This window comes from Streptomyces sp. WM6378, assembly GCF_001279695.1.
Classification (GTDB): Bacteria; Actinomycetota; Actinomycetes; order Streptomycetales; family Streptomycetaceae; genus Streptomyces.
Window position 1 is genome coordinate 30,784 of the sequence record NZ_LGDD01000299.1, and the last position, 23,739, is coordinate 54,522.

21 protein-coding genes and 1 tRNA gene are annotated in these 23,739 nt (G+C 71.5%); 11 read left to right on the forward strand and 11 right to left on the reverse strand.

The features are described from left to right. Nucleotides 1-72: 72 nt before the first annotated feature. Nucleotides 73-507, reverse strand: a complete 435-nt coding sequence (arfB, locus tag ADK54_RS26120; protein WP_053728163.1) for an alternative ribosome rescue aminoacyl-tRNA hydrolase ArfB — start codon at nt 505-507, stop codon at nt 73-75. 212 nt (nt 508-719) lie between these two features. On the opposite strand from arfB, the gene ADK54_RS26125 reads away from it, so the two are divergent. After that, nucleotides 720-1,295: a TerD family protein gene (locus tag ADK54_RS26125; protein ID WP_053728164.1), complete on the forward strand. Its 576-nt coding sequence runs from the start codon at nt 720-722 to the stop codon at nt 1,293-1,295. 298 nt (nt 1,296-1,593) lie between these two features. Then, a complete protein-coding gene (locus ADK54_RS26130) occupies nt 1,594-3,096 on the forward strand; it encodes a M4 family metallopeptidase (RefSeq protein ID WP_078966636.1) in 1,503 nt (500 codons plus the stop codon). 33 nt (nt 3,097-3,129) lie between these two features. Here the strand turns inward: ADK54_RS26130 and ADK54_RS26135 are convergent, their stop codons facing one another. Beyond that, nucleotides 3,130-4,581 (reverse strand): M1 family metallopeptidase, encoded by a 1,452-nt coding sequence (locus tag ADK54_RS26135; RefSeq protein WP_078966631.1) that lies wholly within the window; start codon nt 4,579-4,581, stop codon nt 3,130-3,132. A gap of 30 nt (nt 4,582-4,611) precedes the next feature. After that, nucleotides 4,612-5,166, reverse strand: a complete 555-nt coding sequence (locus ADK54_RS26140) for a GlcG/HbpS family heme-binding protein (protein ID WP_053728165.1) — start codon at nt 5,164-5,166, stop codon at nt 4,612-4,614. A gap of 165 nt (nt 5,167-5,331) precedes the next feature. Here ADK54_RS26140 and ADK54_RS26145 point away from each other — a divergent pair, with 165 nt between their 5' ends. The 3 genes from ADK54_RS26145 to ADK54_RS26155 all read left to right on the forward strand — a co-directional run bounded on the left by ADK54_RS26145 (nt 5,332) and on the right by ADK54_RS26155 (nt 8,351). Next, nucleotides 5,332-6,639, forward strand: a complete 1,308-nt coding sequence (locus ADK54_RS26145; RefSeq protein WP_078966632.1) for a sensor histidine kinase — start codon at nt 5,332-5,334, stop codon at nt 6,637-6,639. Continuing rightward, a complete protein-coding gene (locus ADK54_RS26150; protein WP_053728166.1) occupies nt 6,636-7,262 on the forward strand; it encodes a response regulator in 627 nt (208 codons plus the stop codon). Before ADK54_RS26145 ends, ADK54_RS26150 begins: the two co-directional genes overlap by 4 nt. A gap of 588 nt (nt 7,263-7,850) precedes the next feature. Next, nucleotides 7,851-8,351 carry a hypothetical protein gene (locus ADK54_RS26155; RefSeq protein ID WP_053728167.1) on the forward strand — a complete coding sequence of 167 codons (501 nt, stop codon included), beginning with the start codon at nt 7,851-7,853 and terminating at the stop codon, nt 8,349-8,351. Nucleotides 8,352-8,428: 77 nt separating this feature from the next. On the opposite strand, the gene ADK54_RS26160 is transcribed toward ADK54_RS26155, so the two are convergent. Further along, complete coding sequence (locus ADK54_RS26160; RefSeq protein WP_234392206.1) at nt 8,429-9,112, reverse strand: pentapeptide repeat-containing protein; 684 nt, start codon at nt 9,110-9,112, stop codon at nt 8,429-8,431. A gap of 152 nt (nt 9,113-9,264) precedes the next feature. On the opposite strand from ADK54_RS26160, the gene ADK54_RS26165 reads away from it, so the two are divergent. Continuing rightward, nucleotides 9,265-10,476 carry an NAD(P)-binding protein gene (locus ADK54_RS26165; protein ID WP_053728169.1) on the forward strand — a complete coding sequence of 404 codons (1,212 nt, stop codon included), beginning with the start codon at nt 9,265-9,267 and terminating at the stop codon, nt 10,474-10,476. A gap of 138 nt (nt 10,477-10,614) precedes the next feature. Here ADK54_RS26165 and ADK54_RS26170 read toward each other — a convergent pair whose 3' ends face one another. Continuing rightward, on the reverse strand, nt 10,615-11,085 hold the full coding sequence (locus tag ADK54_RS26170; RefSeq protein ID WP_053728194.1) for a GNAT family N-acetyltransferase: 471 nt from the start codon (nt 11,083-11,085) through the stop codon (nt 10,615-10,617). 133 nt (nt 11,086-11,218) lie between these two features. Further along, nucleotides 11,219-12,418 carry a hypothetical protein gene (locus ADK54_RS26175; RefSeq protein ID WP_053728170.1) on the reverse strand — a complete coding sequence of 400 codons (1,200 nt, stop codon included), beginning with the start codon at nt 12,416-12,418 and terminating at the stop codon, nt 11,219-11,221. Between the two features lie 143 nt (nt 12,419-12,561). Between ADK54_RS26175 and ADK54_RS26180 the strand changes: the two genes are divergently transcribed. Beyond that, nucleotides 12,562-13,272, forward strand: coding sequence for a rhomboid-like protein (locus ADK54_RS26180; protein WP_053728171.1), 711 nt, complete (start codon nt 12,562-12,564; stop codon nt 13,270-13,272). Here the strand turns inward: ADK54_RS26180 and ADK54_RS26185 are convergent. After that, a complete protein-coding gene (locus ADK54_RS26185; RefSeq protein WP_053728172.1) occupies nt 13,269-13,994 on the reverse strand; it encodes a DsbA family protein in 726 nt (241 codons plus the stop codon). The genes ADK54_RS26180 and ADK54_RS26185 overlap by 4 nt on opposite strands. 233 nt (nt 13,995-14,227) lie before the next feature. Between ADK54_RS26185 and ADK54_RS26190 the strand changes: the two genes are divergently transcribed. Next, on the forward strand, nt 14,228-15,748 hold the full coding sequence (locus ADK54_RS26190; protein WP_078966634.1) for an NAD(P)/FAD-dependent oxidoreductase: 1,521 nt from the start codon (nt 14,228-14,230) through the stop codon (nt 15,746-15,748). 365 nt (nt 15,749-16,113) lie between these two features. Here ADK54_RS26190 and ADK54_RS26195 read toward each other — a convergent pair whose 3' ends face one another. Together ADK54_RS26195 and ADK54_RS26200 are read right to left on the reverse strand one after the other, a co-directional pair. Next, entirely contained in the window at nt 16,114-18,213 is a 2,100-nt protein-coding gene (locus ADK54_RS26195) for a restriction endonuclease (protein WP_053728173.1), read from the reverse strand. Between the two features lie 90 nt (nt 18,214-18,303). Then, a tRNA-Thr gene (locus tag ADK54_RS26200) sits at nt 18,304-18,377 on the reverse strand. A 231-nt stretch (nt 18,378-18,608) separates the two neighbouring features. On the opposite strand from ADK54_RS26200, the gene ADK54_RS26205 reads away from it, so the two are divergent. The 3 genes from ADK54_RS26205 (at nt 18,609) to ADK54_RS26215 (ending at nt 21,128) form a co-directional block, all read left to right on the forward strand. Continuing rightward, nucleotides 18,609-19,745, forward strand: coding sequence for an ABC transporter ATP-binding protein (locus ADK54_RS26205; protein WP_053728174.1), 1,137 nt, complete (start codon nt 18,609-18,611; stop codon nt 19,743-19,745). A gap of 210 nt (nt 19,746-19,955) precedes the next feature. Then, nucleotides 19,956-20,363, forward strand: coding sequence for a hypothetical protein (locus tag ADK54_RS26210; protein ID WP_053728175.1), 408 nt, complete (start codon nt 19,956-19,958; stop codon nt 20,361-20,363). 33 nt (nt 20,364-20,396) lie between these two features. Next, complete coding sequence (locus tag ADK54_RS26215; protein ID WP_053728176.1) at nt 20,397-21,128, forward strand: nucleotidyltransferase family protein; 732 nt, start codon at nt 20,397-20,399, stop codon at nt 21,126-21,128. 80 nt (nt 21,129-21,208) lie between these two features. On the opposite strand, the gene ADK54_RS26220 is transcribed toward ADK54_RS26215, so the two are convergent. Further along, complete coding sequence (locus ADK54_RS26220; RefSeq protein ID WP_053728177.1) at nt 21,209-22,690, reverse strand: DoxX family protein; 1,482 nt, start codon at nt 22,688-22,690, stop codon at nt 21,209-21,211. 75 nt (nt 22,691-22,765) lie between these two features. Then, nucleotides 22,766-23,722, reverse strand: a complete 957-nt coding sequence (gene rlmB / locus ADK54_RS26225; RefSeq protein ID WP_053728178.1) for a 23S rRNA (guanosine(2251)-2'-O)-methyltransferase RlmB — start codon at nt 23,720-23,722, stop codon at nt 22,766-22,768. Nucleotides 23,723-23,739 lie beyond the last annotated feature (17 nt).

The following is a 23,739-nucleotide window of genomic DNA, read 5'->3' on the forward strand; positions in this document are numbered from 1 at the left end:
CCGTCCCGCTCCAGCGTCCCTGAGGCGCTGACGGCGTCGGCGTGAGGCGGCGGCGGTCGGGACGGGACGGGTTCACCAGTCCCGTCCCGACCGCCCCTTCTTCGTCTGGGCGCGCTGCTTCTTCTCGCGCAGGCGGCGCTCGTTGATGCCGCGCGGGATCTTCGTCGCGCGGCGCGGCTTCGGCGGCGGGGCGGTGGCCTCGGCGAGCAGGGAGGCCAGTCGGACCGCGGCGGTCTCACGGTTGCGCCACTGCGAGCGGTGCTCCGAGGCGCGTACGGAGATGACGCCGCCCACCAGACGGCTCGCGAGCCGGTCCAGCGCGCGGGACTTCCAGACCTCCGGCAGCGCCTCGGTCTTCGCCAGGTCGAAGCGGAGCTCCACCTGGGAGTCGCTCGTGTTGACGTGCTGGCCGCCGGGCCCTGACGACCTGGAGAAACGCCAGATCAGCTCGGCCTCCGGAAGGGAGACGGAGCCGCGGATGAGATAGGGCCCGGACATGACATCCATGGTGACGGGTGTGCGGCACGGCGTCACCCGCTTTTCCTCACGCTTCCCTTACGAGCGGCAGCGTCCGCCCCTGTTGCCGGCGCCTCTTGTCGGCCCCTTGGCAAAGAAAGCAAAGCGGGATGGAACCTCACGGTCCCCTGCCGACGTTATGGGGAATGACGGTAGCTTCGGGACGGCTCGAAGCCCGCACATCACGAAGAAGGGGACATCCCATGGCTGTAAGCCTGTCCAAGGGCGGCAACATCTCGCTCACCAAGGAGGCCCCGGGCCTGACCGCCGTCACGGTCGGCCTCGGCTGGGACGTCCGCACCACCACCGGAACCGACTTCGACCTCGACGCGTCCGCCATCGCGGTGAACGGGGCGGGCAAGGTCTACTCCGACGGCCACTTCGTCTTCTTCAACAACAAGTCGACGCCGGACCAGACCATCGTCCACACCGGTGACAACACCACCGGCCAGGGCGAGGGCGACGACGAGTCGATCAATGTCAACCTGGCAGGCCTGCCCGCCGACGTCGACAAGATCGTCTTCCCGGTCTCCATCTACGACGCCGAGGCCCGCTCGCAGAACTTCGGCCAGGTGCGCAACGCCTACATCCGCATCGTCAACCAGGCCGGCGGCGCCGAGATCGCCCGCTACGACCTGAGCGAGGACGCCGCGACCGAGACCGCGATGGTCTTCGGCGAGCTGTACCGCAACGGCGCCGAGTGGAAGTTCCGCGCCGTGGGCCAGGGCTACGCCTCGGGCCTGGTCGGCATCGCGCAGGACTTCGGCGTGAGCGTCTGACGCCCCCGCCGACACACGTGAGGTGCCCCCGGCGTTCGCGCCGGGGGCACCTTCTCGTTCACCCCCGGGGCGCCTCATGTGCATCCGATGTCTCAACTCCCCCTCGTACGGCTTGAATTAGTCGGTCAGCGGACACCATCGACCCAGTTTCGGACACGATCAAGCCAAATATTTGTCGGGTCTCTGTCAAGAAGTAGTCATCTGCTGGCAGTCTCCAACTCGCCCCCACGGAACGAGTGAAGGAGACCACCGAGTGCGAACCACTCTGCGTGCCGCCGCTCTTGCTGCATCCGCCGCCATGGTCGTCGTCGGCGTACAAGCCGGCTCGACCGCCGGCGCCACCGACCGCGCCGCCGGTGCCACCGCCCTGGACCTCAGCACCGCCCAGCGTGCCGACGCCCTGCGCACGGCCCAGGACGCCGCGCCCGCCACCGCCCAGGAACTCGGGCTCGGCGCCAAGGAAAAGCTCGTCGTCCGCGATGTGATCAAGGACGCCGACGGTACGGTCCACACCCGCTACGAGCGCACCCTGGACGGCCTGCCCGTCCTCGGCGGCGACCTCGTCGTGCACACCGCGAAGAACGGCGCCCTCAAGGGCGTCGACAAGGCGACCGACGCGAAGATAGCCGTCGCCACCACCACCGCGCTCAAGGCCGCCCCCACCGGCTCCCGCAAGGTCGTCTGGGCCGCGGACGGCAAGCCCGTCCTCGCCTACGAGCGCACCGTCACCGGCACCCAGCCGGACGGCACCCCGAGCCGCCGCGACATCGTCACGGACGCCACCACCGGCGCCCAGCTCTACTCCCACGAGGAGATCGAGACCGGCATCGGCACCAGCGAGTACTCCGGCACGGTCACGCTCGGCACCACCAAGAGCGGCTCGACCTACAGCCTCACCGACGCCTCGCGCGGCGGTCACAAGACGTACGACCTGAAGGGCGGCAGCTCCGGCACCGGCACGCTCTTCACGAAGTCCACCGACACGTGGGGCAACGGCTCGCCGTCCAACCGTGAGACCGCCGCCGTCGACGCCCACTACGGCGCGGCCGAGACGTGGGACTTCTACAAGACCGAGCTCGGCCGCAACGGCATCGCGGGCAACGGCAAGGCCGCCTACTCGCGGGTCCACTACGGCAACGCGTACGTCAACGCGTTCTGGGACGACAGCTGCTTCTGCATGACGTACGGCGACGGCGCGGGCAACAAGAAGCCGCTCACCGCGCTCGACGTGGCCGGTCACGAGATGAGCCACGGCCTCACCGCCGCCACCGCCAAGCTGAACTACAGCGGGGAGTCCGGCGGTCTCAACGAGGCGACCAGCGACATGTTCGGCACGTCGGTCGAGTTCTTCGCCAACAACGCCTCCGACAAGGGCGACTACCTCATCGGCGAGAAGATCGACATCAACGGCAACGGCACGCCGCTGCGCTACATGGACAAGCCGAGCAAGGACGGCGCGTCGGCCGACTACTGGTCGAGCGGCGTCGGCAACAAGGACGTGCACTACTCGTCCGGCGTCGGCAACCACTTCTTCTACCTGCTGTCCGAGGGCAGCGGCGCGAAGACGATCAACGGCGTGAACTACAACTCGCCGACCTCCGACGGCTCCAAGGTCACCGGGATCGGCCGGGTCAAGGCGTACAAGATCTGGTACAAGGCGCTCTCCACGTACATGACGTCGACCACCAACTACAAGGCCGCGCGCGCCGCGACCCTCAAGGCGGCGGGCGACCTGTACGGCACGACCAGCACCGAGTACAAGACGGTGGCGGCCGCCTGGACCGCCGTCAACGTGAAGTGACCGGCATGAAGTAGCGGGTCAACTCGCCTGGTTCTACGGGGAGTCCGGCTTCCCGTCCCCGTAGAGCCAGGTGTCCCACACCGCCGAGAGCTTCTTGCCCGCCCCCGCGTCCATGAAGCGGGTGAACTCCTTGGTCGAGGCGTTGCCGTGCCGGTGGGTGCGCACCCAGTCCTGTACGAGCGGGTAGAACTTCTCGTCGCCGACGGCCTGCCGGATCTTGTGGACGACCATGGCGCCACGCACGTACACCGGCCGCCCGGACACCTCGGCGGCGGTCGGCGGCTCGGCCGGCGGGAACGCCCAGATCTCGTCGCCGTCGCCCTTGGCGTACTCCTCGTCGAAGTGCTGCTGCGCGGTCGGCCCGTCGTGGTCCTCGCTCCACAGCCACTCCGAGTACTGCGCGAAGCCCTCGTTCAGCCACATGCCGCTCCACGAGTCCGGGGTGACGGAATCGCCGAACCACTGGTGGGCCAGCTCGTGCACGAGGGTGCTCAGGTCGAAGTGGTCCAGCGGTATCACCGGCCGGTTCTGCGTCTCAAGGGCATAGCCCGAGGCCTTCTCCGGCGCCACGATCACGCCGGTGGACGAGAACGGGTAGGGCCCGAAGTTGTGCTCCTCCCAGGCCATGACGTCCGGGATCTGGGCGACGACATCGGCGGTCTGCTCCTTCACACCCGGATCGACGGCGTTGTAGATCGGGATGCCGGACTTGGTCATCCCCTTGTCGTCGATCTCGTACGGCCCGATCGCCACGGTCGCGAGGTAGGTCGCCATGGGCTCCTTGACCCGCCAGCTGAACGTGCTGCGCCCCTTGTTGTGGGTGGTGGACGCCAACTCGCCGTTGGACACGGCCTGCAGACCGTCGGGCACCGTCACCTTGATGTCGTACGTGGCCTTGTCGCTCGGGTGGTTGTTGGACGGGAACCAGGCCATCGAGCCGGTCGGTTCGCCGAGCGCGAGCACGCCACCGCCGGGCGACTTCAGCCAGCCCTCCTCCGAGCCGTCGAGGTCCGTGATGGTCTTCGGGCTGCCCGAGTAGCGCACGTACGCCGTGAACGTCTTGCCCCGGGTGAGGTCTTTGCGGGGGCGCAGGGTCAGCTCGTCGCCGGCCCGGTTGACGGCGGCGGGCTCGGCGTCGACGGTGGCCTTCTCGACGTCCATGCCGGCGAAGTCGAGGTCGAAGGCGCTGAGGTCCTTGGTGGCCCGCGCGACGATGGTGGCCCCCGCCTTGAGTCGCCCGGTCGCCGGGTCGTAGTCGAGGTCCAGGCTGTAGTGCTGGACGTCGTAACCGTCGTTGCCGAGCTTGGGGAAGAGCGCGTCGCGCGAGCCGGAGGAACCCGGGGTGCCGGCCACGCCGCCGGTGCACGAGGTGACGGCGAGGGCGGTGAGCAGGGCGACGGCGGCGAGGCGGGTGCGGCGGGCGTTGCGTGCACGGTTGGCCCCGCGCCCTTTCGACGCCGCCCGCCTCTCCGGTCGTTTGTCCACGCCTGTGATCCTACGGGCGGCGGCCCCGGCTCACTTGTCGAGGGCGGCGACGCCCGCCTGGGCGAACTTCTCGTCGAGGTCGCCGCTCGGGGCACCGGCCACGCCGACGCCCGCGACCGGCGCGCCCTTCGCCTGGACGGGGGCGCCGCCCGCGAGGAACAGGGTGCCCGGGATGTCCTTCAGGTTCGGGGTCTGGGCGAGGCGCTTGGCCAGCTCGGAGGTGGGCGCGTTCCAGGAGACGGCGGTGTACGCCTTGCGCTCGGCCGACTCGGGGGACTGCGGCCCGGCGCCGTCACCGCGCAGGGTGACCAGGGTGTTCCCGTTGCGGTCGACGACGGCGACGGACACCTTCTGGTTCTCCTTCCCGGCGGCGGCGAGCGCGGCCTGGGCGGCCTTGGTGGCGGCGGCGACCGTGAGGTGGGTGGAGGTGGTGAGGTTGTGGCTGCTGGTGCTCGGGGTGGACGCGGCGGGGGCCGCGGCGCTGGCGGAGACGGCGCCGAAGGTTCCGGCGGCGGCGATGGCGAGGGCGGTGACGCCGAGGGCGAGCCGCTTGGTCCTGGTGCTCTGCGTGCTGTTGAGGTTCATGCTTCGATCCTGGGGGCGGTGGGGCCCGGGCGCGGTCGGCGTACCGGCTGCCCGCGCCGCCCTGACCGGCCGACCTTCCCGTCAGCCGATCGGTTGATGCGGGGGTGGCCGGATCGGGTCACGATGAGTGCGGGACGAGTACGTATGCGCAGGTGAGGAGGGTGGATGGGCGGCGATCCGGCTGACATCGGGGGCGGGGCGGGGGACGTTGGCGCCCGAGCCCGCAGCAGCGCCCCCGGGGCGCGGGGCGGCGTCGACCCGGCCGGCACCGAGCGGTGGCTGCCCGTCGTCATGCATGCCGCGTTCTTCCTGCTGCTCGGAGCCTCGCTCGCGCGGTTCCTGATCCGGCATCCCGGGGAGCCGCGTACGCCCTGGATCATCGCGCTGTCGGCCGCGCTGGCCGTGCTGTACGTGCTCGGCCCGGCGCCGGGTTCGCGGCCGACCCCGCGGCGGCTCGCGTGGCTGGGCGGGGTCGTGGCCACCTGGATGGTCCTGGTCGTGCTCGCGCCGAGCTTCGCGTGGTGCGCGGTGCCGTTGTTCTACACCGGCTTGCGAACGCTGCGGCCGCGCGCGGCGCTGGTGCTGGTCGGGGTGCTGACGGCGTTCGTCGTGACGGCCCAGGTCGAGCTGTCCCCCGACGGATTCGATCCGAACCTGGTCCTCGCGCCGCCCGCCGTCGCGGCGATCGCGACGGCCGTGTTCGTCCAGATGCAGCGACAGGCCGACCGCCAGCGCCAACTGACCGACCAGCAGCGGGAGTTGATCGACGACCTGTTGCGCACCCGGCGCGAGCTCGCCGCCACCGAACGCCGCGAGGGCACGCTCGCCGAGCGGCAGCGGCTCTCGATGGAGATCCACGACACCCTCGCGCAGGGCCTGTCCAGTCAGCAGATGCTGCTCCAGGCGGCCGACCGGGTGTGGGCCGCCGACCCCGGCGCGGCGCGGCGTCATGTCCGTACTGCGGAGTCCATCGCGGAGCGCAACCTCGCGGAGGCACGCCGGTTCGTCCACGATCTGGCCCCGGCGGACCTGGCGGAGGGCGGCGGCCTGGACGCGGCGCTGCGCACGCTGGCGGCGCGGGAGTCGGCGGAGTCGGGGTCGGGGTCGGTCGAGGTGCGCTGCCACATCGACGGCGCGCCGACCACCCTGCTGCCCGACCGTGTGGGCTCCGCCCTGCTGCGCATCGCCCAGGGCGCCCTCGCGAACGTACGGGAGCACGCGGGGGCGACGGCTGCGGCGCTGACTCTCACCTATCTGGGCGACCAGGTGGTGCTGGACATCGCTGACGACGGGCAGGGGTTCGACCCGGGGGCTCTTGGTGTGCCGGGGGCATCCGTCCCAGGCGTACGGGGCCACGGCCTGCCCGCCATGTACGCGCGGGTGCGGCAGCTCGGCGGGAGCCTGACCGTCGAATCGGCCCCCGGCGAGGGCACCGTCCTGTCCGCCGCGATCCCCCTGGAGCCCCGGCCATGACCGACCCCGTACGGATTCTGCTCTGCGACGACCACGCGGTGGTGCGCGCGGGGCTGCTCGCGCTCATCGGCAGCGAGCCGGACATCGAGGTGGCCGGGGAGGCCGGCAGCGGCGAGGAGGCGGTGGCCGCGGCGGCCAAGCTGAAGCCGGACGTAGTACTGATGGACCTCCAGCTGGGCCCCGGCATCGACGGCGTGGAGGCCACCCGGCGCATCTCCGCGACCGGGGTGCACGTCCTGGTCCTCACCACCTACGACACGGACGCCGACATCACGCGGGCGATCGCGGCGGGCGCGACCGGCTACCTCCTCAAAGCCGAACGCCCCGAGGAGCTCTTCGCCGCGATCCGGGCGGCCGCCGAGGGCCGCACCACGCTGTCCCCGCCGGTGGCCAGCCGCGTCATGAACCAGCTACGCGGCGCCTCCCGCCCCACCCTCACCCCCCGCGAACTCGACATCCTGGCCCAGCTGGCGAACGGCCTGGGCAACCGGGAAATCGCCCGCGCGCTGTTCATCAGCGAGGCGACGGTGAAGACCCATCTGGGCCGGATCTACGACAAGCTCGGGGTCGAGACGCGGGCGGGGGCGGTTTCCGTGGCCAAGGAGCGGCGGCTTCTGCCCTGACCGGGGCGGAGTGCGGGTAGCCGCGCCAGCACCCGGGGTGGCTCCCCGGGCGGGACGACGTGCGGCTCCGCCGCGTGGCCTCCGGGGGGTATGGCTTGGCTGAGCCGGACTCCTGGGGCTCTGCCCCAGACCCCGGGGAGCCCCCGCCCCGCCCCTTCCCGAGACCCTCCCGGGGATGGCTGCTCGGCTGCGGCCCGCCGGTCGCACCTGGGGCTCCGCCCCAGACCCCGTATCGCGCCTTAAGGGCGCTCGTCCTCAAACTCCACCAAGGCCTTAAGGGCCAGGGGGACCCCCATGACGGGCTGAAGTGCCCCGGTGCGGGCCAGCACCGACCCTGCTAGGGGCGCGGGGAACTGCGCGACCAGCCACGCGCGGCCCGCGGTCGAAGGATCACGCATTCAAGCCCCTCCGGCGTTTGAGGAGCAAGGGTCCGGGGGCGGAGCCCCCTCGGGGTCAGGGCGCAGCCCAGGGCAGACACCCCCGGGGTTCAAGGGCGCAGCCCATGGCGAAGAGCCCCGGGGTTCGGGGCGGAGCCCCGTGAGGGGGTTGCGGAAGGGGTGCCCACCCCGGCCATGACACCATCGACCCGTGCTCGACATCGGCTACTCCCTATCCCGCCGCTTCCCCGACCCCACGCGGATCGACTACAGCCGCGCGGACGTCTACACCCTGCGCCACGACCTGTTCTGCGGAGACGTCTACCTCGCCGACACCAAGGCGGACCGCGAGGTGTCCACAGCCTGGGGATGGGTGCCGGTGCTCGACTTCGCGTGGGCGCTGTGCGACACCGTGGAGCGCCTGGACCAGGACCCGCTCGGCTCGCGCGCCGCGCGGCCCCAGTACGCCGAGATCGACTTCACCGAGTCGACGGACCGGATGCTCTTCGAGCGCCGCTTCGGCTGGGTGGACGTGGAGGCGGACTGGATGCCCGCCGACGAGGATCCCCTCACGTTCGCGCACACCGAACTCCGCCGCGAGACGAGGGACTTCCTGCACGACCTGATCGCCGACCTGACCGACATGCACGAGGGCCTCGGCGACAACCCGATCGTCTGGGACCTCCAGGCACGGTTCCCCAGGATCGACTGACGGCCCGGCGGGGCCGACGACGAACCGGGCCGAGCGGCGAAGGCGCCCCGAATCCCGAATCCCCCCTCAGCGAACCCTCACGCCTCCACCCGCACCCCCACCTGCGCCGCGAACGCCGGTGCCAGGTCGAGGAGTTGGGTCGGGCTGATGACCGCGCCCGCGAGCCGTTCCACCCCGCGTGCGATGTCGAGCAGGGTCGCGCCGCGCAGGTCGACGTCCTTCATCCGGGCGCCCGTGAAGTCGGCGCCGCGCAGTTCGCAGCCGTGGAACTCGACCCGCACCAGCGTGGCCCCGCCGAAGTCCGGCTCGGACAGGACGCAGCCGTCGAAGACGACGTCGCGCAGCTCGGCCTCGCGCAGGTTCAGGTAGTCGATCTTTCCGCCCTTGATCAGCACCCGTTCGAGCACCGAGCCGTGCAGTTGCACCCCGCCCATCCGGACGTCGCGGACCTCCACATCGCGCAGGCTCGCCCGCGCCAGATCCGTACCGACCCCGCGGATCCCCGAAAGGACCGAGTCGATGAAGCGGGCCCCGGTCAGCCGCGTGTCGTCGAGGCCGCAGCCGTAGAGCGCGCAGTCGAGGAAGCGCGCGCTGTGCGCCTGCTGTCCGGCCAGGTCGAGGTCCCTGAACTCAAGCCCGTCGTAATCGCCCTCCGGCTCCAGCTCACCCGCGCCGAACGGCGCCAGTGGCGGCAGCCGCACCTCCGCCCTGCGGGCGCCCGCCGTAGCCGCCGTCTTCTTCGCACTCCGTGCCGCTGCCATGTCCCCATGCTGGACCATGGCACTGACAATCACCCCTGCTCCCGAACGGGGGAACCCCCAGCTCCGTAAATTCGCGTCCCGGACATGTCACATTCCGGCCGTCTGCTCCGTCCTGTTTCCGTACGCCGTGCGCATCGCGAAGGGAGACAGCAATGTCAGCAAGGGCAGCGGGGCCGGGCCGGGGCCGCACCGGCCGGATCACCGTCGTGGGCGGCGGCTTCGCCGGACTGACCGCCGCGATCACCGCCGCGGAGTCCGGCGCGGCCGTCACGCTGTACGAGGCGCACGGCGGCCTGGGCGGCCGGGCCCGTACCGCCGCGGCCCCGTACCGGACCAACGAGGGTCCGCACGCCCTCTACAACGGGGGCCCGCACTGGGCCTGGCTCAAGCAGCGCGGACTGCTCGGCCCGGTCGCGTCCGTGCGCCCGGCGGAGGCGGTACGGTTCCGCTTCCTCCGGCGCGGAACCCTGCACCGCACCCCGCCGCTCGCCCTGCTGCGCCTGGCCCGCAAGCGGCCCGAACTGGCCCCGGTCGACGTCGACTTCACGACCTGGGCCACCCAGCAGGTGGGTCATCAGGGGGCCCGCGCGGCCGCGCTCTACATAGCCGTCGCCCTCTTCCACCACGACCCGGGTTCGCTCTCCGCCCGCTTCGTGCAGGAGCGCCTGCACCGCGCGGCGGCCCTGCCGCCGGAGGCGCACTACCCGGTCGGCGGCTGGGGCGCGCTCATCGAGCGGATGGCGTCGCGCGCCTGGGACCTGGGCGTACGCATCGAAACGGACGCCCGCATCGGCGAACTCCCCCGCACCGCCGAGGGTCCGGTCGTGGTGGCCACCTCCCTGGACGCGGCCCGCCGCCTCCTCGGCGACACCGGCCTCACCTGGCCGAGCGGCCGCGCCGCCCTGCTCGACCTGGCGCTCGCCGCCCACCGGGGCGACCCGTTCGTGGTCTCCGACCTGGACGCCCCCGGCTGGCTGGAACGCTTCACCGGCAACGACCCGGGCCTCGCCCCGGCCGGCGAGCACCTGTACCAGGGCCACTTCCCCATCGCCCCGGGCGAGTCGAAGGCGGCCGGAATCGAACGTGCGGAGTGCCTGTTGGACGCAGGGTTCCCGGGCTGGCGCACCCGCGAGACGTGGCGCCGCGAGGCCGTCGCGACGGGCCGCACCGGCGCCGTCGACCCGCCCGGCACGACCTGGCGCGACCGCCCCGCGATCGCCCGGGGCCACGGCGTGTACCTGGCGGGCGACCAGGTGGCGGCCCCGGGAATCCTCTCGGAGGTGGCGTTCAACAGCGGGATGGAGGCGGCGTCGCTGGCGCTCCAGGATTTGAGGATGGCTCGGCTGGACAACCAACACCCTTGATGGCAAAGGAAGTTGATCCGAGTCGGGTCCAGCGCGCCACGAGTCAGTCGAGAGCTGCCAGCGCATCCATCACCAGGGTGCGCGCGCCGGCGAAAGGGGTTGTCGGCCGGGGCGCCGCGTGTCGCCAAAAGCCTTCGGCTACGCCCCGAGCCTGCCCAGCGCCTCATCCGTAAGCCGGTACACCATCCACTCGTCCTGCGGCCGCGCCCCCAGCGACTCGTAGAACGCGATCGACGGGGTGTTCCAGTTCAGGACCGACCACTCCAGGCGCTCGTACCCCCGCGCCACGCAGATGCGGGCCAGTTCCGTCAGGAGGGCCTTGCCGTGGCCGCCGCCCCTGGCCTCGGGGCGTACGTACAGGTCCTCCAGGTAGATGCCGTGCACCCCGCGCCACGTCGAGAAGTTCAGGAACCAGAGCGAGAAGCCCACCGGGCTGCCCGACTCGTCCTGCGCGATGTGCGCGAACGCGGCCGGGTGCTCGCCGAACAGGGCCTCGCGGAGTTGGTCCTCGGTGGCGCGCGCCTCGTCCAGGCACTTCTCGTATTCGGCCAGCTCCCGGACCATCTGGTGGATCACGGGGACGTCGGAGATCGTGGCGTCGCGAATCACGGGCGGCTTCGGCACGGGCGTGGTCATGGGTGTCGTCATGGGCGCAGGGTAGGCCGCCTCCCCGGCCTCCCGCGCGACCGTTTCGCCTTGCGGACCCGCGCTACCCACCGGCCCCCGGACCACCGGACCAGGCCTACGGCAGGACGAAGCCGATGTTCGGGAGCCCCGGGACGGCCGGGATGCCGGACGCCGCCAGGATCGACGTGTTGAGCGCGGCTCGCGGGCGGGTCAGTTCGAAGGTCGCCGCCGCCCCGGGCCTCACCCTGTTCTCGGTCGGCAGGGTGTTCCCCGCGCCGGGGAGCCGGGCGATGACGGCGTCGGCGGTCACGGAGACCGCGATGCACTCGGCCCGGTGGTTCCGTACGTGGACCCTGACCCTTTTCCGCGGTGGCGGCGGCACGGGCGCCTGAGGGAAGCCCAGGTCCCGTACGGATGGCTGAGGGTTCAGCGGGAAGTGCGTGATTCGCTGAGGGGTGCGTTGGAAGCGCCCAGGTGGCTGGGGGTTTCGCGGGAACAGCGTCGGCGGCTGGGGGTTCCGGGGGAACCTCCCCAGTGGCAGGGGGTCGGGATTCCGCGTGCCGGGGCGGGCCGCCCTCGGGGGGTCGTCGGCTTCGGGCGGGAGTTCCTCCACCCGCATCTCCACCCCCGCGCACACGGCCGGGTCGCCGTACTTCACACGGACGGCGAGGCGTGCCCCGCCGGTGGGCGGCCTTCCCGGCGTCGCCGGCAGGATCGGCTTCCCCGCGTTCGCGGGCTGCTCGCCGTACCTCTTGCAGAGGTACAGCACGTCGGCGTACGACTTGGTCGGCAGCGACGTCCCGTACAGCATCTCCTTCTCCAGGATCCCCCGGGCCGCCCCGATCGTCTTCCTCACGTCGGGCAGCGAGGGCACCCACAGCCAGCAGCCGGCGATGGCCACGTCCGCCACCGCCTGACGCTGCGGGGACTTCATGTGTTCCGCGATCCCGTAGGCGTGCACGAACTCGCGGCGGGCGTCGCGGATCAGTTCGCGGCGGTCCTTCCGGCTCCGCCACGCGTCGGGCAGATCCCGTACGTACCGGCGTCCGGCGGCCATGTACTCCTCGAACTCGCGCCCCGGGATCTTCCGGACCTCCTCGCCGACCAGGTCGACCTTGCGCCCCAACTCAGTGAATTTCTGGCCGAGTTGATGGACGTCCGACTCCTGCCGGGTCGACGTGGTGACCAGGACGTCCACCACCTGGGTCGCCACCCCGGCCCAGTCCGCGTTGTCCATGGGCCGGCCCTGGATCAGCTGGGCGACGACCGCGCGTGCCGCAAGCGCCCCCAGTGCGACCGCCAGCTCAATGGCCATGGCCCACCCCCCGTGGCAGATCGATGACCTCAAGTCTAGGGAGCGGACGCATCGTTGGCCCATCCCCGGGATGCCCCGATCCGGATGGCTAGCCTCGAATGTCGGTCCCGCCGCCCGTCCCGCCGCCGTGCGTGAATCGGGGCATGAGGCCATTTCCGCCCGGCGGGCGACTGCTCCGCCGCGTCCGGCGTTACATCCGCAGCGCCCCCGGCACCTACCTCTGGCTGGCCGCGCTGTTCGTCACGACCATCGCCATGCACCACATGTCACCGGAGTTCGAGGCGGACTTCCTGCGGCAGCGGTCCACCAACATCCACGAGCTGTCGACCAACCCGCGCCGGGTCCTGATCGCGAGCGCCTTCTGGATCGACGGCGGCGGCTGGCTCCCGTACGCCGTGCTCTACTCCGTCTTCCACGCGCAGGCCGAACGCTGGCTCGGCACCCTGCGCTGGCTGATCGTCGCCTTCGGCACGCACGTGGCCGCCACCTTCATCAGCGAGGGCGCCCTGCTGTGGGCCATCCGGCACGACTACGCACCCCACTCGGCCGTCAACACCCTTGATGTGGGCGTGAGTTATGCCCTGGCGGGAGTCGTCGCCGTGCTCACGTACCGGATCGCAAGGCCCTCTCGCTACCTGTACCTCGCCGTGATTCTCGTCATCTACGGCGCTCCGCTCCTCGGCGGGCGCACCTTCACCGACCTCGGACACTTCGCGTCCGTGCTGGTCGGGCTTGCCTGCTACCCGCTCACCCGCGGGCGGGGCGGCGCCCCCTGGAACCCGGCCGACGCGCTGCGTACGGTCGGCCGGGGGATGGGGTTCTCGGGGGCGCGGGCCAAGGACCGCACCCGCTAGGAGATGCCCGCGTCCGCCAGCACCTTCTTGAACGCCTCCTCGTTGAAGATCGCCCGGCCGTCGCCCGCCGGCTTCTTCCCGTCGATCAGGATCACGGGGCTGCTGTTGACGCCCGAGCTCTCGAACGCCCCCTCCGCCGCCTTCACGAAGTCCTTGTACGTGTTCTCCCGTACCGCCTTGTCGAAGGCGGCCCCGCGCAGGCCGGGCACCTTGTCGGCGATCTTCAGGAGGTTGTCGGCGGTGAAGGCGTCGTCCGTCTCCTTCTCCGGCTGGCTCGCGAACACGGCCGCGTGGAACTCGGGGAACTTGCCCTGCTCGACCGAGGCCCGCATCGCGTTCACGGCCCGCTTCGAGCTGTCCCCGCCGAAGTTGGCGTCGAGGAACGAGGCAATCGTGTAGCGGACCTTGACCTTCTTCTCGGCGGCGAGCTTGGCGACCGCCGCCGCTCCGCCGCCCTCGTAGTGCATGCAGAACGGGCAGCGCGGGTCCTCGTACACCGTCACGGTGTGGGGCGCGTTCGGATCACCGACGACGATTTCCGCGCCCTCGACCTTCGCGGGCAGCTTCGCGAGCGTGGCGGCGTCCGGGGAGGTCTTCGCGGTGAGCTCCGCCTGCGAGGACGTGCCCGAGCCCGAGTCCGAGGAGCAGGCCGCCGCCGACAGGCCGAGGGCCGTGGCCGCCGCCACTGCGACGGCGGCACGACGGAAACTGCGTACACCCATGAAGATTCAACCTTTCGGCACAAAACAGAGCAAAATTCCTAACCTTCGACACTAAACACCCCACCGCACCGCCCCGGCCGCCAAAGGTCCCGCCCCACGCCGCCATTGGTCCCACGGATTCCGCAACGGCCCTGCCACCTGCGGATTCCGTAGGTTCTCAAGGACTGCCCGAGAGCTCTCCGAGAGCTGTCCGAGGGTGGACAGCCCGGTGACCCAGGTGTACGAACGTGCCCATGAGCACGATCAACGGCGGAATCTCCTTCTGGTACGCAACCGACGGCATCCCCACACCCCGCGAGCCGCTGCCCGGCGACACGACCGCCGACGTGGTGATCGTCGGCGGCGGATACACCGGCCTGTGGACGGCGTACTACCTGAAGAAGGCGGCGCCCTTCCTCAACATCACCGTCCTGGAGTCCCGCTTCTGCGGTTACGGCGCCTCCGGCCGCAACGGCGGCTGGCTGTACAACGGCATCGCGGGCCGCGACCGCTACGCCAAGCTGCACGGCCAGGAGAGCGCGGTCCGCCTCCAGCAGGCGATGAACGACACCGTGGGTGAGGTGGTGCGGGTCGCCGGGGAGGAAGGGATCGAGGCCGACATCCACCAGGGCGGCGTGCTCGAAGTCGCTTATACACCAGCCCAGTTGGGGCGCCTCAAGGCGTTTCACGCCGCCGAGATCGCTTTCGGCGAGAAGGACCGGGTACTGCTCGGGGCGCGCGAGACGGCGGAACGGATCCGGGTCAGCGGGGCGGTCGGGGCCACCTGGACCCCGCACGGGGCGCGCATCCACCCGGTGAAGCTGCTCAAGGGCCTCGCAACGGCGGTCGAGGCGCTCGGGGTCACGGTGTACGAGTCGACACCGGTCACCGAGATCCGGCCCCGGCACGCCGTCACCCCGTACGGAACGGTGCGCGCGCCCTACGTCCTGCGCTGCACCGAGGGGTTCACGGCCTCGCTGAAGGGGCAGCGGCGGGCCTGGCTGCCGATGAACTCCTCCATGATCACGACGGAGCCGCTCGGGCCGGAGGTGTGGGAGGCGATCGGCTGGGCGGGGCGCGAGACGCTGGGCGACATGGCGCACGCGTACATGTACGCGCAGCGCACGGCGGACGACCGCATCGCCCTGGGCGGCCGCGGCGTCCCGTACCGCTTCGGCTCGCGGACGGACAACGACGGCCGCACCCAGGCGGCGACGGTCGAGGCGCTACGGGAAATCCTGGTGCGCTTCTTCCCCCAACTGGCCGGGGCGCGCGTGAGCCACGCCTGGTCGGGGGTCCTCGGCGTGCCGCGCGACTGGTGCGCCTCGGTCACCCCTGGACCGTACGACGGGGCTCGGCTGGGCGGGCGGCTACGTCGGCTCGGGCGTGGCCACGGCGAACCTCGCGGCGCGTACGTTGCGGGACCTGGTGCGGCAGGACTCGGGGCAGGCGGGGGGTACCTCGCTGACAGCTCTGCCGTGGGTCAACCACGAGGTACGGCAGTGGGAGCCCGAGCCGTTCCGGTGGCTGGGGGTGCAGGGGATGTACGCGGCGTACCGGGCCGCGGACCGGCGAGAGCGGCTGACCCACGCGGCCGCGACCGACCGCATCGCGACCCTGGCCGACCGAATAGCGGGCCGCCACTGACCCACCCCCCCCCTGGGCTGCGCCCAGCCCCCCTCTGCGCCGTGGCTCTGCCGCGACCGGCGCCCGGCTGGTCGCGGGGTTCCCCGCGCTCCCAACCCCGCTTTCGACCGCGGACCGTACGTGGCTGAGCGCGCAGTTCCCCGCGCCCCTAGCGGGGCGTTCTTGGCGGCGTGTTCATGCGGGCATCCCCACCCGCCGGGCAATGTCGACAGCGGACGTCAGCCCATATTCAGCCCGTCATGGGGGTCCCCCCTGGCCCTTGAGGCCTTGGGGGAGTTTGAGGACGAGCGCCTTTGAGGCGCGAACGGGGTCCGGGGCTGAGCCCCAGGAGTCCTTCAACCCCCGGCGGGTTTCGGGAAGGGGTGGGGTGGGGGCTCCCCGGGGTCTGGGGCGGAGCCCCAGGAGTCCGGCTCAGCCAAGCCACACCCCCGGAGGCCACGCGGCGGAGCCGCAGAGTGTCACAGCGGGAAGGGGCGGGGCGGGGGCCAACCCCTCAGGCCACCACAACCCCGTACTCGCCCACCAACTCCCCCAACCCACCCCGATACCCCTTCCCACCCGGGACGAAGTCCCAGTCACCCCCCGCCCGGCGGCGGAAAGACCCGAGCACCAGGGCCGTCTCGCCCGGACGCCCGTCCGAGACGGGGAGCCGGTCCAGCTCACGCCCCGCCGCATCCCGCAGGCATATCGCCGCCGAGGTGAACCCGCCCAGATCCCCGGCCGGATTCACCTCCGGATCCACCGCGGCCACCAGCACGAGCCTGTCCGCGCCGGACGGCAGCGCGTCGAAGACCACCCGCACCGCCGCCCGGTCACCCCCCGCCCCCGGCCGCACCATCCGTACCGAACTCCCGGGATTCTCCGGGTTGTTGAAGAAGACGAAGTGTTCCTCGGCCAGCACCCGAGACCCCCGGCACACCAGCGCGCACACATCGAGCGAGACCGCCCCGGTCCACGTCATACCGAGGATGTTGAAGTCCTCCGGAACGTCGTCCCGCGCGGCCCGCTGGGCGGGGACGGCCGCCTCCCCGGAAGCGGGCGGCTCGGCCGAGCCTGAACCGAGCCGCCCCCGCAAGCCGTGCTGATGCAGCAGATCCACCAGCTCCGCCCCCGACACCAGCGTCAACGGCTTCCCCTCCGCGAAGCCGTACGACCCGGGCCCGAAGCCAGAAGTCGTCACCAGGACGCCCTTGTTGGCGCCGGCCCCCTGCACCGTGCCGTAGAGATCGCGCACCGCCGTCGGCGGGACCGTGTTGCGGTAGCGCTTGACCTGGACGATGATCCGGCCGCCGCTGATCGGGTCCGGGTCGAGGGCCTCGACGTCGACGCCGCCGTCGTTGGAGCGCTGGGTGGTGAGCGCCTGCATGCCACGTGCCCGGAACAGCTCGGCGACCAGGCCCTCGAACTCGATGGGGTCCATCGTGAACAGGTCGGGCTCCTCGCCGCCCCCGTGCGACACGACGCCCGTCCCGACGTCGGCGGGCCGCCGCCCGGGGCGTACGGCGGTGCGCTGGTCGGGCCGCACGGACAGCTGGCCGCGCAGCGCCTCCACCAGGCAGTCGACCGCGCTGACCTGCCCGAGGTTCAGCGACTCGAACGCGGCACGCGGCACGCTCACCGTCGCGAGGAAGATCTCCGCCGGACGCCCGGTGGCAGGATCCACATCGTCGACGAAGCCGTTCAGGGCGACCGACTCAAGACAGCCGAACTCATCGGCCGCGAACACCTCGCGCAGCACGAGCAGCATGCACTGAGCGAGCGCGTCCCGGTACAGCGCCCGCCGCTGGGTGACGGGCCGGGCCGACTCCTTCTCCTGGTCCGAACTGGCCACGTAGCGAACGGACTTGACCTCGGGGACCACCTCGACCCCGGGCAGCTCCCAGTCGAGGACGAGCTGGCGCGCGCCCCGGTCGAAGGCGGCGGACACCTGCCGGGGGAAGCCCTCGGGCCAGGCGCCCGAGGAGTAGAGGGCGGCCGAGAAGTAGTCGACGGCCGCACCCGGCTCGCCGGCCCGCAGCGCGTCCACCAGCTGGGCGAGGCCCGCGTTGTGCCCGCGCACCTCGGCGAGCTGCTCGGCGGCCCACGCGTCGTACTGCGCCCGGTACGCCGCGAGCTGCTGCACGCGGTGTGCCTCGGCGGCCTGCGCGGCCCGCCAGTCGTGCTGGTACCTGGCCTCGGCCTCCTGCTGCGCCTGCGCCCGCCGCCCGGCCGTCCAGCCGCCCTGGGCCTGATAGCGCGCCGGATCGGGCATCACCACCGGCTGCCCGAGCTGACCGGGCTCGAACGGCGCGACCCGCTCCGCCCGGGTCAGCGACGCGACCCGGAACGGCGCCGCGCGGCACCCGTCCGCCAACAGCCCGCCCAGCAGGGCGACTTGCCCCTCCAACTCCTCCGTACGAAGCCGGGCGTCCGCTTCCCGCCCCTGCCGGTACGCCGCCTGCTGCTCGCGCTGCATCCGCGCGAGATCACGCTCGTACGCCCGCTGCTGCCGCTGCTCCTGTACCACCGCCCGCTGCTGCGCCTCCCGCTGGCGCTGCTGCTGACGCTGCGCCTCCGCCCAGACGCCGACAAGCCCGCTGGAACGACGACTCATGCGTTGACTGCCTCTCTCCCCACACCCCGAAAAAGCAAGTGTCCCGAACCTGGCAGGCCCGGGACGCTTTGTTGCACTGTGTTGCGGCAGAGCCCCCTGTCGGGTTCGAACCGACGACCCCCGCTTTACAAGAGCGGTGCTCTGGCCAGCTGAGCTAAGGAGGCAACCCGTGAAGTGTAACCAACGCTCGCGCGGGTGCGGCCGGAAATTTCGTGGGGCCGCACCGGCGACAGGTTCGTGGGGCCGTACTGCTGACAAGTTCGTGGGGGCGGACTGCTGACAGGACGGGCATCCCCAGGTAGCGTCCTGACCCAGTCCACTCAGGTGGACTAAACCACTTCTCCCTCTACTCGGATCGTCCGGCACGTTCCTGCCGGTGAAGGGACACATCAGTCATGGCCACTGTCACGTTCGACAAGGCGACCCGGATCTACCCGGGCTCCACCAAGCCCGCGGTCGACGGTCTGGAGATCGAGATCGAGGACGGCGAGTTCCTCGTGCTCGTCGGCCCCTCCGGCTGCGGAAAGTCCACCTCGCTGCGCATGCTCGCGGGCCTGGAGGACGTCAACGGCGGAGCGATCCGCATCGGCGAGCGTGACGTCACGCACCTGCCGCCCAAGGACCGGGACATCGCGATGGTGTTCCAGAACTACGCGCTGTACCCGCACATGACCGTCGCCGACAACATGGGCTTCGCCCTCAAGATCGCCGGCGTGAACAAGGCGGAGATCCGGAAGAAGGTCGAGGAGGCCGCCAAGATCCTCGACCTGAGCGAGTACCTCGACCGCAAGCCCAAGGCGCTCTCCGGAGGCCAGCGCCAGCGCGTCGCCATGGGCCGCGCCATCGTGCGCGAGCCGCAGGTCTTCCTCATGGACGAGCCGCTGTCCAACCTGGACGCCAAGCTCCGCGTCTCCACCCGTACGCAGATCGCCTCGCTCCAGCGCCGGCTCGGCATCACCACCGTGTACGTCACGCACGACCAGGTCGAGGCCATGACGATGGGCGACCGCGTGGCCGTCCTCAAGGACGGTCTGCTCCAGCAGATCGACTCGCCGCGCAACATGTACGACCGCCCGGCCAACCTCTTCGTCGCCGGCTTCATCGGCTCGCCCGCCATGAACCTGGTCGAGGTGCCGATCACCGACGGCGGCGTGAAGTTCGGCAACAGCGTGGTGCCGGTCAGCCGCGAGGCGCTGTCCGCCGCGGCCGACCGGGGCGACCGCACGGTCACCGTCGGCGTCCGCCCCGAGCACTTCGACATCGTCGAGCAGAACGGCGGCGCCGCGAAGGCCCTCACCAAGGAGTCCGCGGACGCCCCGGCCGGTCTCGCCGTCACCGTCAACGTCGTCGAGGAGCTCGGCGCCGACGGCTATGTGTACGGTTCCGCCGAGGTCGGCGGCGAAGTGAAGGACCTCGTGGTCCGCGTGAACGGCCGAGCCGTCCCGGACAAGGGCACTCAGCTGCACGTCGTCCCGCGTCCGGGTGAGACCCACGTGTTCTCCACTTCGACGGGCGAGCGCCTCACCGACTGAGTACGCTACGAAGGCCCCACCAGGGGGTCTACGATTTTGGCGGCCCCGCATGCGAGTGCGGGGCCGCCGCCCGTTGTCGACAAATACCCCGGCACACCGGCCATTTCGAATCCCGTTCGTCAACACGTGATTCGAAAAGCAGCGTCGAACCATCCCCCGACAGGGTGACTAAATGTCGCCAAATCATCACTCCCCGCTACGCTCGCCTCCGTGACGCACACAGCCCGCCGAATCGGCCGAACTCTCGCCCTCGTCCTGCCCGTCGTCCTCGTTCTCTCCGGGACGCTCGCGGTCACCCGGGTCAACTGGGCCGGCAACGAATCGCAGATCCTGACCGCCTCTTCCGAGAACGTCTCCGTACGCGCCAAGTCCCGTGCCCCGCAGGACGTCCTGCGCGACGCGCTCCTGACCGAGCTCCAGGAGAAGGACCCCGGCACCGCGCTGACCCACCTCCAGCGCGAGGTGGAGCACCGCCCCTCGCTCGCCCAGCACTGCATGTCGATCGCCCGCGCGCTCGGCAGGGCCGCCGTCGAGCACTACGGCCCCGTGAAGGCCCAGTCGTACTCCCGCCCCGTCTGCGACACCTCCTTCGCCTCCGGCGTGGCCCAGGAGCGGTGACGCCCCGCTGCGGGGACGCCTATCGTTCACCGCATGACTGCGAGCACAACTGCGACGTTTCCGACGCAGGCCGTGGTCCTGGCGGGCGGCCAGGGCTCACGACTTCGTCCGTACACCGACGACCGCCCGAAGCCGATGGTCGAGATCCCGGGCACCGGGATCCCGATCATCGGCCATCAGCTCGCCTGGCTGGCCGCCGAGGGCGTCACTGACGCCGTCGTCTCCTGCGGCCACCTCGCCGACGTCCTGAAGGACTGGCTGGCAAAGGCCGATCTTCCGCTGCGTGTCACCACGGTCGTCGAGGACGAGCCGCTGGGCCGGGGCGGCGGCCTCAAGTACGCAGCGGCCTCGCTGCCACACCCCGACCAGCCCTGGTACGCCACCAACGGCGACATCTGGACGCGCTTCTCGCTCCGCGAGATGGCCTCCTTCCACGGCGAGCGCGACGCGACCGCCACGCTGGCCCTGGCCCGCCCCCGCATCCCGTGGGGCGCCGTCGAGACCGACGCCTTCGGTCACATCACCGACTTCATCGAGTCGCCGCCCTCGCCATACCTCATCAACGCGGGCGTGTACGTCTTCTCCGCGGCCTTCACCGCGATGCTGCCGGACGTCGGCGACCACGAGCGCACCACGTTCCCCCGCCTCGCCCGGGAGCGCCGCCTGGCCGGGTTCCCGCTGCCCCACGGGGCGTACTGGCGAGCCATCGACACGGCGAAGGACCTCACGGAGGCGGCCAAGGAGCTTGCTGCTCAGCGGAGTTGAGCCCTGTGAGGGCCTTCGCGTGAACGCCGGAGGGGCCGGACACCTGAAGTGTCCGGCCCCTCCGCTGTGCTGTTCCGCCGCTAGCCCAGCAGCCCCCCGATGGGGTTGCGGTTGCCGCCGCCCCTTGAGCCCGTGCTGCCCGACGACGTCGGGCCCGCGCTCGTCGACGGCGGGGCCAGCGGGGTGCTGCGGTGGCGGGACGGGGGCTGGCCGCCGCCGGTGCCGGCGGAGTGGCTCGGCTGGCCGGTGGTGCCCGCGGAGACGGTCTGGTGGACCTTCGGCTTCTTGGACGGCTTCGCCGACGGGCTCGCCGACGTCTTGGCCTTGGCCGACGGCTTGGCGCTCCTGATGGGTGTACGGGGCGCGAGCGCGGGGCCGGTCTCGCTCGGCAGCGGAGTGCCGGGCAGGTAGTTGGTCGGGTCGTCGTCGGGGCCGGGCACGGTCACCACGGTGGTGGAGCGGACCGCGCCGCCCAGGAGCGCGCCGGTCGTCAGGGTGAGGCCGACCACGACGGTCGTCATGACCAGGCCGCGCCGCAGCACCCGCCGCCGCAGCTCCCACAGTTCGGAGCGCGGCCCGAGCTTGCGCCAGGCCTCGCCGGCGAGCCGGGCGTCCAGCGAGTACACCGGGGCGCCCGCGATGATCAGCGGGGACCAGGCGGCGAGGTAGATGATGTCGGGCGCGTCGTAGGCGCGTACGGTCTGCCAGCTGACCGTCACGAGCAGGGCCGCCGAAAGGAGCGCGCCGAACACGGCCGCCACCCGCTGCCACAGGCCCAGCATCGTCAGTACGCCGACGACGACTTGGAGGAACGCGACGGTCAGGCCGGCGCCCACGGGGTGCTGGAGTGCGAAGTCGCGCAGGGGCTCGGCGAGCGCCCAAGGGTGCAGCGAATTCAGCCACTTGACCATCGAGCCGCGCTCGCCGCCGTCGAAGTACACGGGGTCGCACAGCTTGCCCATGCCTGCGTACACGGAGATGAAACCGAGGAAGACGCGCAGCGGGAGCAGCACGACGCCGAGGTTCATCCGGCGGCCCGGGTAATAGGCGTGCCGGACCGGTTCGGCGCCGCGCCGCTTGGCGGTCGAGCCGTCGCCCCCGTCGCCGTCGAGCTCGTCGAAGTCCTCGAACTCGCCCTGTCCGTACGGCTGTTGGCGGTAGGGAGTGCGCATCTGCGGGAGCAGTGCGGTCTCCGGTGCCGCGCCGGGTCTGGGGATGAGCGGCGTCGGCCTCGCGTCGTCGACGGTGATGCGCGGGATGACCTGCGTCGAGCCGGAGTCGTAGCGCTCGCCCGCGCCGCCGGCGACGGCGACGGAGGTGGCGCGGACCGCCTGCAGGAGTCCGCTCGCCCCCGGCGCCGACTTCCCGCTCCACACCACGGGCGCCCTGCGGCGGACCGCGGTGCTCGAAATGAGGGGCTTCGGCAGCGACTTGGGCGCAAGCTGCACCCGGAAGCTCGCGTGGTTGACGATGACCTGCGCGGGGTCGCAGTCCACCTTGACCATGCTCAGGGCAGGCTGGTCGTCGAACCCGGGCCGGGGCGTTCTGGTGTCCACACTCATCTAACCGAGTGATGGGGGTTTAGGACACTGCTTGACGGGCCCGAATCTGTCCGAGACCCGTCAAGATCACCCAGGTCAGGCGCGGCGGCGGGCCGCCTCGTAGAGCACGATGCCCGCGGCCACACCGGCGTTGAGGGACTCGGCGCCGCCCGGCATCGAGATCCGCACGCGGTAGTCGCAGGTCTCGCCGACGAGCCGGCCAAGTCCCTTGCCCTCGCTGCCGATCACGATGACGACGGGGCCGCCGATCTGCTCCAGGTCCTCGACCGTGTGCTCGCCGTCGGCGGCGAGGCCGACGATCGTGAGGCCTTCCTTCTTGTACGCCTCAAGGGCGCGCGTCAGGTTGGTGACGCGGGAGACGGGCGTACGGGCCGCGGTGCCCGCCGACGACTTCCAGGCGCCCGCCGTCATGCCGGCCGCGCGCCGCTCGGGCACGACCACGCCGTGGCCGCCGAAGGCGGAGGTGGAGCGGACGATGGCGCCGAGGTTGCGCGGGTCGGTCACGCCGTCGAGCGCGACGATCAGCGGGTCCTCGCCGTTGTCGTACGCGAGCGCGGTGAGTTCCTGCGGGTCCGCGTACTCGTACGGCGGGACCTGGAGGACGAGGCCCTGGTGGTTGAGGCCGTTCGTCATCCGGTCGAGCTCGGCGCGCGGGGCCTCCATCAGGTTGATGTTGCCGCGCTCGCCGGCGAGCTGGAGGGCCTCGCGGACGCGCTCGTCGTTGTCGATGTACTGCTGGACGTAGAGCGTGGTCGCCGGGACGCCGTCGCGCAGCGCCTCGAAGACCGGGTTGCGGCCCACGACCATCTCGGACGCGCCCTTGGCGCCGCCGCGCCGGGGTGCGGGGCGGCGCGTCGCGGCCTGCTTGGCCTTGGCGGTCGCGATGCGGTTCTTCTTGTGCTTCTTGCGGTCCTCGGCCTTGGGCGTGGGGCCCTTGCCCTCCAGGCCACGGCGCCGCTGGCCACCGCTGCCGACCGTAGCGCCCTTCTTGTTGGACGTGCGGCGGTTCCTGCGCTGGCTGTTCCCGGCCATGACCTACCTATTTCCTC

Coding starts and splice junctions, on each gene's coding strand:
- ADK54_RS26160 (WP_234392206.1), bottom strand. CDS start 9,112: ATGGCAGCGGCACGGAGTGCGAAGAAGACGGCGGCTACGGCGGGCGCC.
- arfB (WP_053728163.1), bottom strand. CDS start 507: ATGGATGTCATGTCCGGGCCCTATCTCATCCGCGGCTCCGTCTCCCTT.
- rlmB (WP_053728178.1), bottom strand. CDS start 23,722: ATGGCCGGGAACAGCCAGCGCAGGAACCGCCGCACGTCCAACAAGAAG.
- ADK54_RS26215 (WP_053728176.1), top strand. CDS start 20,397: ATGACTGCGAGCACAACTGCGACGTTTCCGACGCAGGCCGTGGTCCTG.
- ADK54_RS26125 (WP_053728164.1), top strand. CDS start 720: ATGGCTGTAAGCCTGTCCAAGGGCGGCAACATCTCGCTCACCAAGGAG.
- ADK54_RS26140 (WP_053728165.1), bottom strand. CDS start 5,166: ATGAACCTCAACAGCACGCAGAGCACCAGGACCAAGCGGCTCGCCCTC.
- ADK54_RS26150 (WP_053728166.1), top strand. CDS start 6,636: ATGACCGACCCCGTACGGATTCTGCTCTGCGACGACCACGCGGTGGTG.
- ADK54_RS26190 (WP_078966634.1), top strand. CDS start 14,228: ATGAGCACGATCAACGGCGGAATCTCCTTCTGGTACGCAACCGACGGC.
- ADK54_RS26195 (WP_053728173.1), bottom strand. CDS start 18,213: ATGAGTCGTCGTTCCAGCGGGCTTGTCGGCGTCTGGGCGGAGGCGCAG.
- ADK54_RS26220 (WP_053728177.1), bottom strand. CDS start 22,690: ATGAGTGTGGACACCAGAACGCCCCGGCCCGGGTTCGACGACCAGCCT.
- ADK54_RS26145 (WP_078966632.1), top strand. CDS start 5,332: ATGGGCGGCGATCCGGCTGACATCGGGGGCGGGGCGGGGGACGTTGGC.
- ADK54_RS26180 (WP_053728171.1), top strand. CDS start 12,562: ATGAGGCCATTTCCGCCCGGCGGGCGACTGCTCCGCCGCGTCCGGCGT.
- ADK54_RS26165 (WP_053728169.1), top strand. CDS start 9,265: ATGTCAGCAAGGGCAGCGGGGCCGGGCCGGGGCCGCACCGGCCGGATC.
- ADK54_RS26205 (WP_053728174.1), top strand. CDS start 18,609: ATGGCCACTGTCACGTTCGACAAGGCGACCCGGATCTACCCGGGCTCC.
- ADK54_RS26185 (WP_053728172.1), bottom strand. CDS start 13,994: ATGGGTGTACGCAGTTTCCGTCGTGCCGCCGTCGCAGTGGCGGCGGCC.
- ADK54_RS26175 (WP_053728170.1), bottom strand. CDS start 12,418: ATGGCCATTGAGCTGGCGGTCGCACTGGGGGCGCTTGCGGCACGCGCG.
- ADK54_RS26130 (WP_078966636.1), top strand. CDS start 1,594: ATGGTCGTCGTCGGCGTACAAGCCGGCTCGACCGCCGGCGCCACCGAC.